The sequence below is a fragment of the uncultured Modestobacter sp. genome (assembly GCF_947486615.1).
In the GTDB taxonomy this organism is placed as follows: Bacteria; Actinomycetota; Actinomycetes; order Mycobacteriales; family Geodermatophilaceae; genus Modestobacter.
The window spans coordinates 399,530-414,865 of record NZ_CANKUD010000001.1 but is presented as its reverse complement, the minus strand read 5'-3'; the positions used below and the strand labels follow the sequence as shown (position 1 = coordinate 414,865).

The window sequence follows — 15,336 nt, the reverse complement described above, 5'->3', positions numbered from 1 at the left end:
CGGGGTGCGGCGAGGCGCTGTGCGGTACCTCGCCGCATTGGTTGCCGATCCCTGCGGCGGGTGGTCAGCTCTGCGCCGCCTCCAGCTCTGCGCGGGTCGGCGGGTCGGCACCGACCCGGGTGCACGCCAGCGCGGCCACCAGAGCTCCTTCGTCCGCGATCGAGGCCAGCGCGTCGTCGGGCAGCTCTTCCAGCGCTGTGCGGGAGGTGACGCCGGCACGGAGCAGGCCGGAGAGGAACCCGGCGGCGAGCGAGTCCCCGGCCCCGACAGTGTCCTGGACCTTCACCGCCGGTGGTGTCACCCGCTGCAGGCGCCCCCCCGGGCGGGCCACCCGCAGGGGCGCGCCGCCGTCGGTGAGCAGCACGACGGCGGGACCCCGTCCGGCCCAGCGGCAGGCCGCCTCGTCCAGGTCAGTGGTGTCCGGCTCGAGCCAGGCGAGATCCTCGGCGCTGATCTTGACCACGTCGCTGGCGGCCACCAACCGGTCCAGCCGGCGACGTACGTCAGCGGGGGTGTTGCCGAAGCTGTCGGTGAGCATGGGCCGGATGTTCGGGTCGACGCTCACCAGCGCCGCGCCACAGGCCCGCAGCCGCTCGGCCAGCGCCGCGATGGGCTCGCAGCCGGGCGCTGTCCAGCTGGAGATCGAGCCGATGTGCACCGCGCGGGAGTCCGGGGACCAGCCGGCCGCCAGTTCGTCCTCGGTCCACTGCCAGTCGGCCGCACCGAGGACGTGGAACCCGTAGTCGGCCGACCCGTCCGGCGCCAGACCGACGACGGCGAGGCTGACCGGGTCGGAGGAGTTGACCGCGCCGCCCAGGTCGACCCCGGCGAGTTCGGCGTGCCGACGCAGGTTGCCGGCCAGCGGGCCGCGGCCGAAGCGGGCCATCAGCCGGACGGGTTGGCCGAGCCGGGCGGCGGCGACGGCAACGTTGAGCGCATTGCCCCCGGGGCGGGCGATGAAGTGCGGGGTCGTTCCCGCCGGTCCGGCGTCGGCATCCCGGTCAGGGAGGAGGTCGACGACCAGCTCGCCGAGAACGGTGAGGACGGCCGGCGGTGCATGAGGTGTGGACGAGTCGCTTGACATCGGCGTGGACACCGCCCTAGCTTGCCACCTAATCGTTTAGGAAGAGACCCGGACCACGACGACGTGAAGACCTAATCGTTTAGGAGGTGGTGGCAGTGAGTCGCAAGCCCACCCTGCGGGACGTCAGCCGGGCCAGTGGTCTGTCCACTTACACGGTCTCCCGAGCGCTGAGCTCGGGGGAGGGGGTGTCGCCCGCTTCCCGGGAAGCGGTGCTGAAGGCGGCCCGCGAGGTCGGGTACGTGCCGAACGCCGCCGCCCAGCAGCTGCGCAAGAACACCCGCAGCAACGTCGCTGTGATCACCGCGAGCACCAGCAACCACTACTACCTCGAGTTGATGCGCGGCATCGAGGCGACGCTGCGCCGTTCCGGGCGCACGTCGGTCGTCGCCGACATCGCCGCCGAGGGCCACTACAGCGAGGCTTTCGAGGACGCCACGGTCCAGAACCTGATTCAGTCACGTACTGCCGGCGTGATCGCCACGCTCACGCTCCAGCAGCGGAACGTGGACCTGTTGCACGACTGGGACGTCCCGGTGGTCTTCGTCGATGCCGCGCCACCCGAAGAGGCGCGGGCGGTGCCCAGCATCACCACGGACAACGAGGCTGCCAGCCAGGCGGTCGGTGACCACCTGGCCGAACACGGCTACGACGACTGGGCGCTGCTGGCCTACCCGCCGCGGTGGTCGACCCGGGTGCCCCGGGAGGCGGGTCTCCGGATCGCTGCGCGACGACACGGTGCCCGGCTGACCGTGATCGAGAGCGAGAACGACGTCGACTCCGCGGTCGCTGCTCTCTCTGCCCACCTGGACGGCGGTCCGGCGCCGCGCGCAGTGGTGGCGGGGAACAACCCGCTGCTGCAGGCCGCGCTTCGCGAGCTGCGGGCGCGCGGGCTGCGGGTGCCCGACGACGTCGCAGTGATCGCCTTCGACGAGTTCCCGTGGGCTGCCCTGCTGGACCCGCCACTCACCGTCCTGGACGAGCACAGCGAGTCGATCGGTGTGCTGGCGGCGCAGACCCTGACCCGGCTTATCGACGCCCAGGTCGCCGCTGAGGCGGCCGGCCGGTCCATCGCCCCGGCCTACCGGGCGGAAGACCGACGGGAGGTGGCTTTCGAGCTCGTCGTCCGGCGCTCGTGCGGCTGCTGAGAGCAGCTGACCGGCCACCACCCCCGCTCCTGCACTGCCGCGCCGTCCGGCGCGGCTCCCAGCCATGCCACTCCACCTGCACGCCCCGCCCCTGTCGAAGGAGACATCCCGTGGGAAGCACCAACCGCACGCCCCTGATCCGTTCGCTCGCCGCGCTCAGCGCCCTCGCTCTGCCGGTCTCGCTCGCCGCCTGCTCCTCCGGTGACACCGAGACGGCTGCCGGGCCGGAGGAGATCCGGAGCGTCGGGCTCCTGGTGCAGGACATGTCCAACCCGTTCTTCTCGGCGATGGACCGGGCACTGGACGAGGTCGCGGACGAGCAGGGCCTCACCGCCAACACCCAGGACGCGCAGCTGGACCTTGGCACGCAGACCACCCAGATGGACGCCTTCATCCAGCAGGGCGTCGACCTGGTCATCGTCAGCGCCGTCGACCAGGACGGCATCGAGCCGGCGATCCTGCGGGCCAAGCAGGCCGGGATCATCGTCATCGCCGTCGACACCCCCGCCGTGGGTGCCGACGCGGTCGTGGAGACGAACGCGGTGCAGGCCGGCGAGACGTCCTGCACCTACCTGTTCGAGCAGATGGGCGGCGAGGGGAACGTGCTGCTCGTGGACGGCACGCCCATCCAGACGATCATCGACCGGATCGAGGGCTGCCGGAACGTCGCCAGCGAGTACCCCGGCATCTCGATCGTCGGCCAGCAGTCCTCGGAGAACGACCGCGCCTCCGGCCTCGCGGTCACCACCGACATGCTCACGGCGACCCCGGACGTCCAGGGCATCTTCGGGATGAACGACCCCTCGGCGCTGGGCGCGGTGCTCGCCGTGGAGCAGGCCGGCAGGCCCGGCGTGCTGGTCACCGGCGTGGACGGCAGCCCGGAGGCCGTCGAGGAGCTGCAGCGGGCCGGCTCGCCGTTCATCGGCACCGCGACCCAGGCGCCCGGGGAGATGGTCCGCACGGCCATCGACCTGGCTGAGCAGCTCGTCGCCGGTGAGGAGCTGGAGGAGGACCACGTGCTGATCCCCTCTGAGCTGGTCACCCGGGACGACGTCGACGAGTACGCCGGCTGGTGACCGGGGGGTGGCCCGGGAGCCGGGCCACCCCGCACTGCCCGGTGTGCACCGGGACCCGACTCGGAGAGGACCGCAGCGATGACGCAGGACCGACCCCCGCTCCTGGAGCTGACGGGGGTGACGAAGCGGTACGGGGCGACGACGGCCCTCGACGGCGTCGACTTCGACCTGCGCCCAGGCGAGGTGCACGCCCTCATGGGCGAGAACGGTGCCGGCAAGTCGACCCTGATGAAGATCCTGTCCGGGAACGTGGCCCGGGATGCTGGGCGCATCGCCATCGACGGCGATCCGGTCGAGATCAGCGGGCCGCGGGACGCTGCCGCGCACGGCATCGCGATCATCCACCAGGAGCTGAACACCGTGCCGGCGATGACCGTCGCTGACAACCTGGCGCTCGGCCGCGAGCCGCGCACCCGGTGGGGGAGCCTGGACCGCCGGGCGGCCGTGCGGGAGGCGCGGGAGAAGCTCGAACACATCGGCGCGGACATCGATCCGAGCCGTGAGCTGGGCTCGCTCTCGGTCGGGATGCAGCAGATGGTCGAGATCGCCCGAGCGGTCAGTGAGAACGCCCGGGTCCTCGTGCTGGACGAGCCCACGGCCGCGCTGTCCCGCGGCGAGTCCCTGCAGCTCTACCGCCTGGTCGAGGAGATGCGCAGCCGAGGCGTCGGGCTGGTCTACATCTCGCACCGCATGGAGGAGGTCTGGCAGCTCGCCGACCGGATCACCGTGTTCCGGGACGGCAGGCTCGTCGGCACCCGTGAGCGCGCGGACGTGGTTCCCGACGACATCGTCCGGATGATGGTCGGCCGGGACGTGGGCGACCTCTACGGCCACCCACCCCGCCACCCCGGCGAGGTGCTGCTGTCGGTGGACGGGCTCACCGACGGTGAGCTCATCGGCCCGGTGAGCTTCACCGTCCGGGCCGGCGAGGTCGTCGGCATGTCCGGCCTGATCGGTGCCGGTCGCACGGAGACCTGCCGGCTGATCTTCGGGGCCGACAGCGCCCGCGGCGGCACCGTCCAGGTACGAGGCCGGACGATCAGGGCACGCAGCCCGCAGGCGGCGGTCGCGGCGGGCATCGCCATGGTGCCCGAGGATCGGAAGGCGCAGGCGCTGTTCCTCATCCACAGCGTGGAGGACAACATCTCGGTGAGCTCGTTGCGCGAGCTGAGCCGCTGGAGCGTCGTCCGCCGGGGCGCTGTGCGGGCGGGGGCCCGGGAGCAGATGCGCAAGCTGGGCATCCGGGAGAGCGCCCTGCAGCTGCCGGTCGCTGCGCTGTCCGGCGGCAACCAGCAGAAGGCCGTCCTGGGCCGCTGGCTGATGCGGGACGCCGACGTCGTGATCCTCGACGAACCGACCCGGGGTGTCGACGTCGGCGCCCGCCGGGAGATCTACGAGCTCGTCGAGCAGCTGGCAGCCGCGGGCAAGGCGGTGCTCGTCGTCTCCTCCGACCTGCCGGAGGTCATCGGCGTCAGCGACCGGGTGCTCGTCATGCGCGAAGGCCGGATCGTCGCCGAGCTCGACTCCACCACCACCACCGAGGAGGCCGTCATGTCGCACGCGACCGGTACGGCCTCGAGCCCTTCAGGAGCCCAGCATGTCTGACCAGACCGTCCGCGGTCACGCCGCGCCGCACCCGGAAGCCCCGCCGCCGCTGTCCCCACCCGAGGAGGAGCGGGTCGTCGCCCGCCGGGGCGTCGACCTGGCCAAGTGGTGGGACCGGGTCGGGATCCTCGTGGTGCTGGTCGCGCTCGTCGTGCTGATGATCGTCATCGCGCCGAACTTCGCCAGCGTCTCCAACCTGTTCAACATCGCCCGCTCGATCTCCATCAACGCCATCCTGGCCGCGGGCCTGACGTTGGTGATCCTCACCGCCGGCATCGACCTGTCGGTCGGGTCGATCCTCGCCGTCTCAGGGGTGGTCTCCGTGCTGGCCGCCACCGGCGGCTGGCCGGCGTGGCTGGCGATCCTGGCCGGGGTGGCCGCGGGGTGCCTGGCCGGTCTGGCCAACGGGTTGCTCACCGCCTACCTGGGGCTGGCCGCCTTCATCGTCACGCTTGGCACGATGACCGCGCTCCGCGGGCTGGCGTACACCATGACCGACGGCCAACCCATCGTGTCGAACACGCTGTCGTTCCGGGACATCGGTAACGGCTACATCCTCGGCATCCCGGCGCCGGTGATCGTGATGCTCCTGGTCTACGTGGTCATCTGGTTCGTGTTGGAACGCACCCGGTTCGGTCGGCAGGTGTACGCCGTCGGGGGTAACGCGGAAGCGGCGCGGCTGGCCGGCATCAACGTGCGCCGGGTCATCACCAGCGTGTACGTGATCGCGGGTGCGTGCGCCGGGCTGGCCGGCATCATCTTCGCTGCCCGGGTCGTCTCGGCCCAGCCGACCGCCGGGACCGGTTACGAGCTGGACGCGATCGCCGCCGTCGTCCTGGGCGGGACCAGCTTGGCCGGTGGCCGGGGGCGGCTCTACGGCACGCTGATCGGGTCGGTGATCCTCGGCGTGCTGAGCACCGGGCTGATCCTGCTCAACGTCCAGTTCTTCACCCAGCTGCTCATCAAGGGCGGTGTGATCATCCTGGCGGTTGCGATCGACGGGCTCAAGCAGCGGCCGCTCCGCCGGCAGCGGACCCGGGCCACCGCGTGACCGGCTCCAGCCACGCCCTGCCCAGCGCGCCAGCACCGACCAGCACGGAGGATCCGGCAGTGACCTTGCCCGTCGTCTCCGTCCACGACCCGCTGCCCGGGCGCCGGACCTGCGAGCCGATCGTCTTCACCGTTCCGGTCGAGCTGGCGGGGGACCTGTGGACCGCGGTCACCGCGGAGGGCGGCGAGGTGCTCTGTCAGGTGCTGCACGCCGACGCGGTACCCGGGCACACCAGGCTCGTCACCGCCCTAACCTTCACCGGCCGGACGACGCTGACGCTGCTTGGCCCGGCCACCGGGCCGCTGGCCGGGATCAGCGAGCTGCCCCCCCGGGAGGCCGACGCCGTTGTCCGGCTCGACACCGGCGCCTTCGACCTCGAGTTGTGCCGGGGAACGGCGCAGGGCACCGGTGACGCCAAGTGGGGGTTGCGGCACTTCGCCTCAATCGCGGAGGGGGTGGACCTACTGCCCTCTGGCAACAACGCGATCGGCGGCTTCTACGGCCCGTTCTTCACCCCGGAGAACGGCTTGGTCAACCCGCCGGAGCACACCGTGGTGGACGTCGAGGTCATCGAGCGGGGCCCGGTGCAGCACCACTACCGGATGCACGGGACCGTGCCCGACGGCCTCCTCCCCGAGCTGCGCGGCAAGCGGTTCAGCATCGACTGGGTGTTCACGTACGGCTCGTCGTCCTTCAAGCGGGTCTACCAGGTCGACGACTTCCAGACGGTGATCAACGGCCGGTCGGTGACCAACAAGATCACCGTGGGTGACGAGTTCGAGAGCGGGCAGGGGAGCGTCGTCTTCGACCGGTACGCCGCGCTCGGGGGGACGCGGTACCGCAGTGGCGATCCCTACGCCGAAGAGCTGGCGGACATGGTCGAGGAGACGCTGGCGGGTTCCACCTCGACCACCGAGACGTTCGGTCGGTTCCGGGCCGCGCTCACCGGGGACATCGAGGCCGCGCACTGGGACCTCTACTGGCGGCTCTTCTGCTCCTGGGAGGCCGCGCTCCCGGAGGCGGAGATCCGGGAGCGGCTCGGGCGGGTGCGGGAGACCTCGCACGTGCTGGCCGACCTGCCCGATCGCCGGTGGAAGCTAGCCACCGAACCGGTGGACGTCTCCACCACGGAGCACCAGACGATCTTCGCCGGACCGGCGGACAAGACCGTCGAGTTCCACTCGGTGACCGGTCGGGCGATGGTCTGGTGGACGTCGGCCCCGTCCGGTGCCTTCCAGATCGTCCAGCGTCCTCGGTCCGGATGGGTCAACTGGGGCACCAACGGTGAGAACGAGTGCCCGGAGCTGCCGGTCGGTGTCGTGGTGAAGACCGCGTACGGCCAACTGGTCGATCGGTGGACCGAGGTGGCCGACCAGCTGGAGACCCCGCCCGTTGTGACGACCGGTTGACCCGTCGACCCGACCACGTGAGCCACGGCCGACGTGGTCGGGTCGGCGGCACCGGCGTTGATCGGAGAGGATCGGTTGATGACCGATGCCCAGCTCCCGCCCATCGCCGTGACCGGGTCCACCGGGCGACTCGGTGGCCGGGTCGCCCGGCTGCTCGCCGACGCCGGGGTGCACCAGCGGCTGCTGGTGCGCGACCCGTCCCGCGCGCCGCAGCTGCCGGACGCCACGGTGGTGGTCGCGCCGTACGCCGACCGGCCGGTGGTGCGCGAGGCCCTGGGTGGCGTCGGTGCCGTGCTGATGGTCTCGGCCAGCGAGTCCGCCGACCGGGTGGAGGTGCACCGCAGCTTCCTCGACGCGGCGGCCGACGCCGGGGTCGGGCACCTGGTCTACGTGTCGTTCCTCGGCGCCGCGCCGGACGCCACGTTCACCCTGGCCCGTGACCACTGGGCGACCGAGCAGCACGCCCGGGCGCTGGGCCTGACCACGACGTTCCTCCGCGACGGGCTCTACGCCGACGACATGCCGGCCCTCGTCGGGGACGACGGCGTGCTCCGCGGGCCCGCGGGGGAGGGCCGGGCGTCGGTGGTCGCCCTGGCGGACATCGCGGCCGTCGCCGCGACGGTGCTGCAGGACCCGGCGGCGCACGCCGGGGCCGCCTACGACCTGACCGGCCCGGCAGCGCTGACCCTCGACGAGGTCGCCGGGACGATCACCGCGGTCACCGGACGGCCGGTGCGCTACCAGCCGGAGACCCTCGAGGAGGCCCACGCCAGCCGGGCCGCCTACGGCGTGCCCCGCTGGCTGGTCGACGCCTGGGTGTCCACCTACACCGCGATCGCCGCGGGGGAGATGGCCCCGGTGAGCACCGCCGTCCCCGACCTGCTGGGCCGGCCGGCCACCCCGCTGGCCGCGGTGCTCGCCGCGCTGGACCCGGCCGGATGACCCGCGCGCCGTACCTCTCCTCCCGGCTGCAGGGCTTCGGGACGACGGTCTTCGCCGAGATGAGCGCGCTGGCCGTCGCCACCGGGGCGGTCAACCTGGGGCAGGGCTTCCCGGACACCCCCGGCCCGGCCGAGGTGCTCGACGTCGCCCGCGCGGCGATCGGCACGCCGTACGACCAGTACCCGCCCGGCCCGGGCCACCCCGAGCTGCGCGCCGCGATCGCCGAGCACCAGCAGCGCTTCCGCGGGCTGTCCTACGACCCGGCCGACCAGGTGCTGGTGACCGCCGGCGCCACCGAGGCGCTCACCGCCGCGCTGATCGCGCTGCTGGAGCCCGGCGACGAGGTCGTGCTGTTCCAGCCGATGTACGACAGCTACGCGGCGGCCGTCGCGATGGCCGGCGGGGTGCTGCGCCCGGTACCGCTGCGGCCGCCGGCCACCACCGGTGCGGTCACCACCGGGGAGTGGACCTTCGACGAGGCCGAGCTGCGGGCCGCGGTCACCCCACGCACCCGGCTGCTGCTGCTCAACACCCCGCACAACCCGACCGGCAAGGTGTTCGCCCCCGACGAGCTGGCGGTGCTGGCCGAGGTGGCCACCGCCGCCGACCTGCTGGTGCTCACCGACGAGGTGTACGAGCACCTGGTCTTCACCGGCGCCGAGCACCGGTCGCTGGCCGCACTGCCGGGCATGGCCGAGCGGACCCTGGTGGTCAGCAGCGGCGGCAAGACGTTCTCCACCACCGGCTGGAAGATCGGCTGGGTGTGCGGCCCGGCGCCGCTGGTCGCCGCCGTGCGCACCGCGAAGCAGTACCTCACCTACGTCAGCGGTGGGCCGTTCCAGCCGGCGATCGCCGCCGGGCTGCGGCTGCCCGACGCCTTCTTCACCGGGATCGCCGCCGACCTGGAGCGGCGCCGCGACCTGCTGGTGACCGGGCTGGCCGGGGCGGGGCTGCCGGTGGTCAGCCCGCAGGCCGGCTACTTCGCCACCGTCGACGTCCGGCCGGTGCAGCCCGACGGCGACGGGTGGGCGTTCTGCCGGTCGCTGCCGGCGCGCGCCGGCGTGGTCGCCGTCCCGGCCGTGGTCTTCTACGACCCGGCGGACGCGCACCTGGGCCGGCACCTGGTGCGCTTCGCCTTCTGCAAGACCGACCACGTGCTCGAGGACGCCGCCCGGCGGCTGGAGGAGATGCAGTGAGGATCGCCGCGGTGCAGCACGACATCGTGTGGGAGGACCGGGACGCCAACTTCGACCGGCTCGCGCCGCAGGTGGCCCGGGCGGTGGGCGCCGGTGCGGAGCTCGTGCTGCTCACCGAGACGTTCTCCACCGGCTTCTCGATGACCCCGGGCATCGGTGAGCCCGAGGACGGTCCGTCGGCGCAGTTCCTCACCGCCCAGGCCGCCGAGCACGGCGTGTGGGTGGCCGGCACCTGCCCGGAGGTGGACGTGGCCGGCGAGCTGCCGCACAACACCTTCGTGCTCGCCGGGCCCGACGGCACCGCGCACCGCTACCGGAAGATCCACCCGTTCGCCGACGAGCGCACCCGGTTCCGCTCGGGCACCGGCCCGGTCACCGTCGAGGTCGGCGGGCTCCGGATCACCCCCTTCATCTGCTACGACCTGCGCTTCGCCGACGTCTTCTGGTCGGCCGCCCCGGAGACCGACGTCTACCTGGTGCCGGCGAACTGGCCCAGCGCGCGGCGGCACCACTGGACGACGCTGCTGCAGGCCCGGGCGATCGAGAACCAGGCCTACGTGGTCGGCTGCAACCGGGTCGGCACCGCCGGCGACGGCACCGAGCACGCCGGCGACAGCCGGGTAGTGGACCCGATGGGCGAGCTGCTGGCCACCGCGTCCGGGGTGGAGACGATCGTGCTGGCCGACGTCGACCCCGCCCGGGTCACCGCCACCCGCGACCGGTTCCCGTTCTTGGGGGATCGACAGGGCCTCGCCGACCGGCGCGGCTGACCCCCGGTGGGGAGGCCGACTCGTCCCGGCGGGCAGGCTGGAGGACCCTGGTACAGGTAGGTACCAGCTGGGACGTCGAGATGTGCAGGAGCTGAAGGATGCCGCAGGGCACGGTCAAGTGGTTCAACGCCGAGAAGGGCTTCGGGTTCATCGAGCCCGACGACGGCGGGCAGGACGTGTTCGCGCACTTCTCGGCGATCGCCGACGACGGGGGCTTCCGCAGCCTGGACGAGGGCCAGCGGGTCGAGTACACCGCCAGCTCCGGCGACCGCGGCATGCAGGCCGACTCCATCCAGCCGCTGGGCCGCGGCGGTGGCCGCCCGGTGCGCGAGGAGCGCGGCCACCGGGACGACCCGCGCCAGGTGCGGGCGCCGCGCGCGTCCCGCGGGGGCGGCGGGTCCGAGGGCACGGTGCGCTGGTTCAACGCGGAGAAGGGCTTCGGGTTCATCGAGCCCGACGACGGCGGGGACGACGTGTTCGTGCACTTCTCCGCCATCGCCGACGACGGCGGCTACCGCAGCCTGGACGAGGGTCAGCGGGTCGAGTACACCGCCAGCCCCGGCCAGCGCGGCATGCAGGCCGACTCGGTGCAGCCGCTGGGCGGTGGCCGGCCCCCGCAGCGTGAGGAGCGCGGACGCCGGGACGACCGGGCGCCGCGCGGTCGCAGCGGCGGCGGATCCGAGGGCACCGTGCGCTTCTTCAACGCCGAGAAGGGCTTCGGCTTCATCGAGCCCGACGAGGGCGGCGACGACGTGTTCGTGCACTTCTCCGCCATCGAGGACGACGGTGGCTACCGGAGCCTGGACGAGGGGCAGCGGGTCGAGTACACCGCCAGCCCCGGCCAGCGCGGGATGCAGGCCGACTCGGTGCGCCCCCTGGGCGGCGGACGCGCCCCGGCCCGGTACGACGACCGGCGCGACGACCGGCGTGACGACCGGCCTCGCCGGGACGACCGCGCCCCGCGGGCGCCCCGTGCGCCCCGGGCCGGCGGTGGCGGCGCCCAGGGCACCGTCCGCTGGTTCAACGCGGAGAAGGGCTTCGGCTTCATCGAGCCCGACGAGGGCGGCGACGACGTGTTCGTGCACTTCTCCGCCATCGCCGACGTCGGCGGCTACCGCAGCCTGGACGAGGGGCAGCGGGTCGAGTACACCGCCAGCGCCGGCGACCGTGGCATGCAGGCCGACTCCGTCCAGCCGCTCTGACACCCTCCCGCTGACCGCCGGGCACCCACGGCGGTCAGCGGGACGTACGGCCCACCGCCGACCTCGGGTGCGTCGCGGCGAACGAGGGAGCAGATGGTCACCGAGCCCGATCACGGGACGCCGGCTGAGCCGGCACCGGCCTGGACGCGGAGCTACGCCGAGGGCGTCCCGGCGGAGGTCGAGGTGCCCCGGGAGACCGTCCCGGACCTGCTGACCGCGGCGGCGCAGCGGTTCCCCGACCGGCCGGCGCTGGAGTTCTTCGGCGCGACGACCAGCTACACGGAGCTCGCCGACGCCGTCGCCCGGGCGGCGACCGTGCTGCACGACCTCGGGGTGCGCCCCGGTGACCGGGTGGCCCTGGTGCTGCCCAACTGCCCGCAGCACGTGATGGCGTTCAACGCCGTCCTCCGGCTGGGTGCGGTGGTCGTCGAGCACAACCCGCTGTACACCGCCGAGGAGATCGGCCAGCAGTTCCGCGACCACGAGGCCACCGTGGCGGTCGTCTGGGACGTGGTCGCCCCCGTCGTCCAGGGGCTCGACGCCCCCGGGCTGCGCACGGTGCTCGCCGTCGACCTCAGCCGGGCCCTGCCGCTGGTCAAGCGGCTGGCGCTGCGGCTGCCGGTCCCCAGGGCCCGCGCCACCCGGGCGGCGATGACGAAGCCCGCCCCCGGGACGACGTCCTGGGACGCCGCGGTGGCCGGGGCGACCCCGCTGGACGACGCCCACCCCGGCCCGGCGCACGAGGACGTGGCGCTGCTGCAGTACACCGGCGGCACCACCGGGGCCCCGAAGGCCGCGGTGCTCACCCACCGGAACCTGGTCGCCAACGTAACGCAGTCGCTGGCCTGGGTGCCGCAGTTGCGGGCCGGCGAGGAGGTCTTCTACGGCGTCCTGCCGTTGTTCCACGCCTACGGCGTGCTGCTCTGCCTGGCCGCCGCCGTGCGGCTGGGCGCCGTGCTGGTGCTCTTCCCGCGCTTCGACGTCGACCAGGTGCTGGCCGCGGCGAAGCGCCGGCCGCCGACGTTCTTCCCCGGCGTGCCGCCGATGTACCAGCGGCTGGCGACCGCGGCGCAGGAGCGCGGCGTCGACCTGTCCGGCACCCGGGTGGCGATCTCCGGGGCGATGCCGCTGCCGCTGGAGACCGCGCAGCTGTGGGAGCGGGTGACCGGCGGGCTGGTGGTGGAGGGCTACGGGATGACCGAGGCCTCGCCGATCGTGATCGGCAACCCGGTGGGGCCGACCCGCCGACCGGGCACGGTCGGCCTGCCGTTCCCGTCGACGGAGATGAAGCTGGTCGACCCGGAGGACCCCACGGTCGAGCGGGCGCCGGGGGAGCGCGGCGAGCTGCTGGTCCGCGGCCCGCAGGTCTTCACCGGCTACTGGCGCCGGCCGGACGAGACCGCCGAGGTGCTGCTGCCCGGCGGGTGGCTCCGCACCGGCGACGTGGTCGAGGTCGACGACGACGGTTTCGTCCGGATCGTCGACCGGATCAAGGAGCTGATCATCACCGGCGGCTTCAACGTCTACCCCTCCGAGGTCGAGGACGCACTGAAGGCCGTCGACGGAGTGACCGACGCCGCCGTCGTCGGCCTGCCCGGTGGCAGGGGCGGCGAGGAGGTCGTCGCCGCGGTGGTGCTGGAGCGGGAGCTGGACCTGGACGCCGTCCGGGAGGCACTGCGCGCGTCACTGGCGGCCTACAAGGTGCCGCGGCGGATCGTGGCGGTCGAGGACCTGCCCCGCTCCCAGATCGGCAAGGTGCTCCGCCGCGAGGTCCGCGACCGGCTGCTCGCCGGCTGAGCGCAGCGGTCAGGCCACCGGGCCCGGGCCGAAGTCGCCGAAGGTCTCCGGGGCCGGTGGCGCGATCGGCGTCTCGGCGGCCACCCAGCCGTTCGGGAGGAGCGTGCGCACCGTCCGGGCGTCGGCCGGCAGCGGGGTCACCGCGCTGCCGGCCTGCAGCGGCAGCGGGCCGACCACTCCGCCGCGGGAGTCCAGCAGCTCCGCGGTGGCCACCGTCGGCGGCGCGCTGACCACCAGCCACGCCGAGTCGCCCCGCGACCCGGGACCGGGCGGGTCGAACTCGCACACCCGGGCCACGGTGACCGTCTCCAGCGCTGTGGTGCCCGGTGGGGTCTGGGTGCCGCAGGCCAGGGCGGTCCCGCCGCTGCCGGCCCAGGTGGTCACCACCCGGGCCCCGCCGGGGCTCTGCACGGCCACGACGGCCACCGTCCCGGGCCCGCGGCCCGGCGGCAGCTCGCCGGACCACAGCAGCTGCGGCCGCAGCGCCGCCGGCTCGGTGCCCAGCGGCACCGCGAGGGAGACCAGCGCGGCGTCCAGCACCCGGGGGTCGGCCGGCGCACTGCCCGGCCGCAGCGCGGTCAGCACCGGCAGCGGCACCTCGCGGCCGGGCCGGTCGCCGAGCCAGTCGACCCCGGCCCGGTGCACCAGCCGGCCCTCCCGGCTCACCCGCACGCTGAGCGCCGGGCCGTCCTCGATGGTCCGGGCAGGCACCACGGCCACGCCGTCCGCGGCGGGCACCTCCGACCACTCGCGGCCGACCGTGCCGCGCGGCCCGGTCAGCAGCCGCTCGGAGACCTCGATCCGGTCACCCGGCGCGGCGACGACGACCAGGCTGGCCGGTCCCGGGCCGCCGAGCAGCAGGGTGACCGGCCGGGTGCGGCCCAGCTGACGGGGCAGGCGCGGGGTCAGCTGGTCGGCGGCCGCACCGGGAGCACCGGTCAGCCACACGCCGCGGAAGTCCTCCTCGACCGTGCCGACGACCAGCGCCACCCGGCCGTCCGGGGTGTCGGTGGCCAGCACCACCGACCGGTCGGCCGGAGCCGGCGCCTCCAGCGCGCCCCAGTCGACCTGCCGGACGGCGTCGACGAACGCGACGTCCCCGGCCAGCGAGCCCCGGGTCGGCCCGGCGAGCACCGGGACGGCGCGGGCCCCGGCGGGGGCGGGCGGTGCCTCGGCCGACGTGGGGGTCGCCGCGGGCAGGGCGGCGACGGAGGTGTCCGGGTCGTCCCGGACCCCGCCGGTCACGGCGCCGGCGAGGGCCAGCGCTGCCACCGCGGCGGCGGCCAGCAGCCGCCGGCGGGTGCGGGACCGGCGGTGGCCGACGTCGGCGGTCGCCTGCGGGGCGTCCAGCCGCCAGCGGCCGGTGGCGGTGGCGAGCCGCCGCAGCTCCTCGTGCAGCTGAGGCGTGGCGGTCGGCTGCTCGCGGCGGTACGGGTCGGCGCGCAGCGCGGCCTGCAGGCGGGCGGTCCCGGTGACGCGGTCCGGTTCCGCGGAACCGCCGAGCACCTCGGTCAGGGCGGGGGTGTCCAGACCGTCCAGCTCGGCCAGCACCGCGGCCGCGCGGACTCGTGGCGGCAGGTCGCGCAGCGCCTGCTCCAGCTCGGGGTCGCCGGCCGGGGTCGGTGGTGCGCCGTGCTCGGGCAGCGACTCGATGACCTGCGGGGCACCGGCCGACCGCAGCCGGCCGGTGGCGCCGCGCACCAGGGTCCGCCGCGCGGTGGTCAGCGGGGCGTCGTCCCGGCCCCAGGACCGACGGACCCGGGTCAGTGCCCGCTGCACCAGCTCCTCGGCGTCCGCCCGGTCCCCGGTGAGCAGCACGGTGGTGCGCAGCAGCCCGGGCCGGTGGTCGACGACGAACCGCGCGAAGCCCGCGTCGTCGGGCGGACCGTCGCCCCGGGGCTGCTCGTCGCGGGGTCCGTGGCCGTGTCGTCCGTCGTCCTGCACCCTGCTCCTCCCGGTCACCTGCAGCGTGTTCGCAGGGTGAGGGCCGACGGGTTCAGCTGCCCGCCGCTCCACGGTCGCCGCCGGGCCGCGGTTCCGCAGCCCGAGACCGGCTCCG

At 74.1% G+C, this 15,336-nt stretch carries 11 protein-coding genes and 4 pseudogenes; 13 read left to right on the top strand and 2 right to left on the bottom strand.

What is annotated here, in order from left to right; all coding sequences use genetic code 11:
• Window positions 1-64: 64 nt before the first annotated feature.
• On the bottom strand, window positions 65-1,084 hold the full coding sequence (locus tag Q1A09_RS02000) for a PfkB family carbohydrate kinase (protein WP_299951493.1): 1,020 nt from the start codon (window positions 1,082-1,084) through the stop codon (window positions 65-67).
• Window positions 1,085-1,179: 95 nt separating this feature from the next.
• Between Q1A09_RS02000 and Q1A09_RS01995 the strand changes: the two genes are divergently transcribed.
• The 13 genes and pseudogenes from Q1A09_RS01995 (at window position 1,180) to Q1A09_RS01935 (ending at window position 13,277) form a co-directional block, all read left to right on the top strand.
• Complete coding sequence (locus Q1A09_RS01995; RefSeq protein ID WP_299951490.1) at window positions 1,180-2,229, top strand: LacI family DNA-binding transcriptional regulator; 1,050 nt, start codon at window positions 1,180-1,182, stop codon at window positions 2,227-2,229.
• A gap of 110 nt (window positions 2,230-2,339) precedes the next feature.
• Window positions 2,340-3,305, top strand: a complete 966-nt coding sequence (locus Q1A09_RS01990) for an ABC transporter substrate-binding protein (RefSeq protein WP_299951487.1) — start codon at window positions 2,340-2,342, stop codon at window positions 3,303-3,305.
• Between the two features lie 78 nt (window positions 3,306-3,383).
• Window positions 3,384-4,910, top strand: coding sequence for a sugar ABC transporter ATP-binding protein (locus tag Q1A09_RS01985; RefSeq protein ID WP_299951484.1), 1,527 nt, complete (start codon window positions 3,384-3,386; stop codon window positions 4,908-4,910).
• Window positions 4,903-5,961: an ABC transporter permease gene (locus Q1A09_RS01980; protein WP_299951481.1), complete on the top strand. Its 1,059-nt coding sequence runs from the start codon at window positions 4,903-4,905 to the stop codon at window positions 5,959-5,961. The genes Q1A09_RS01985 and Q1A09_RS01980 overlap by 8 nt, the downstream gene beginning before the upstream one ends.
• Window positions 5,962-6,020: 59 nt before the next feature.
• Window positions 6,021-7,370: a hypothetical protein gene (locus Q1A09_RS01975; protein WP_299951478.1), complete on the top strand. Its 1,350-nt coding sequence runs from the start codon at window positions 6,021-6,023 to the stop codon at window positions 7,368-7,370.
• Window positions 7,371-7,448: 78 nt separating this feature from the next.
• Window positions 7,449-8,312 carry an NmrA family NAD(P)-binding protein gene (locus Q1A09_RS01970; RefSeq protein ID WP_299951475.1) on the top strand — a complete coding sequence of 288 codons (864 nt, stop codon included), beginning with the start codon at window positions 7,449-7,451 and terminating at the stop codon, window positions 8,310-8,312.
• Window positions 8,309-9,508: a pyridoxal phosphate-dependent aminotransferase gene (locus tag Q1A09_RS01965; protein ID WP_299951472.1), complete on the top strand. Its 1,200-nt coding sequence runs from the start codon at window positions 8,309-8,311 to the stop codon at window positions 9,506-9,508. Before Q1A09_RS01970 ends, Q1A09_RS01965 begins: the two co-directional genes overlap by 4 nt.
• Complete coding sequence (locus Q1A09_RS01960) at window positions 9,505-10,278, top strand: nitrilase-related carbon-nitrogen hydrolase (protein WP_299951469.1); 774 nt, start codon at window positions 9,505-9,507, stop codon at window positions 10,276-10,278. The genes Q1A09_RS01965 and Q1A09_RS01960 overlap by 4 nt, the downstream gene beginning before the upstream one ends.
• Window positions 10,279-10,376: 98 nt before the next feature.
• Window positions 10,377-10,577 (top strand): annotated as a pseudogene (locus Q1A09_RS01955) (cold-shock protein); the annotation flags it as partial.
• A gap of 63 nt (window positions 10,578-10,640) precedes the next feature.
• Window positions 10,641-10,874, top strand: a pseudogene (locus Q1A09_RS01950) (cold-shock protein); the annotation flags it as partial.
• A 93-nt stretch (window positions 10,875-10,967) separates the two neighbouring features.
• Window positions 10,968-11,153, top strand: a pseudogene (locus Q1A09_RS01945) (cold-shock protein); the annotation flags it as partial.
• A 129-nt stretch (window positions 11,154-11,282) separates the two neighbouring features.
• Window positions 11,283-11,480 (top strand): annotated as a pseudogene (locus Q1A09_RS01940) (cold-shock protein); the annotation flags it as partial.
• Window positions 11,481-11,573: 93 nt separating this feature from the next.
• Window positions 11,574-13,277 (top strand): long-chain-fatty-acid--CoA ligase, encoded by a 1,704-nt coding sequence (locus Q1A09_RS01935; RefSeq protein ID WP_299951466.1) that lies wholly within the window; start codon window positions 11,574-11,576, stop codon window positions 13,275-13,277.
• 9 nt (window positions 13,278-13,286) lie between these two features.
• Here Q1A09_RS01935 and Q1A09_RS01930 read toward each other — a convergent pair whose 3' ends face one another.
• On the bottom strand, window positions 13,287-15,221 hold the full coding sequence (locus Q1A09_RS01930; RefSeq protein WP_299951463.1) for a hypothetical protein: 1,935 nt from the start codon (window positions 15,219-15,221) through the stop codon (window positions 13,287-13,289).
• Window positions 15,222-15,336 lie beyond the last annotated feature (115 nt).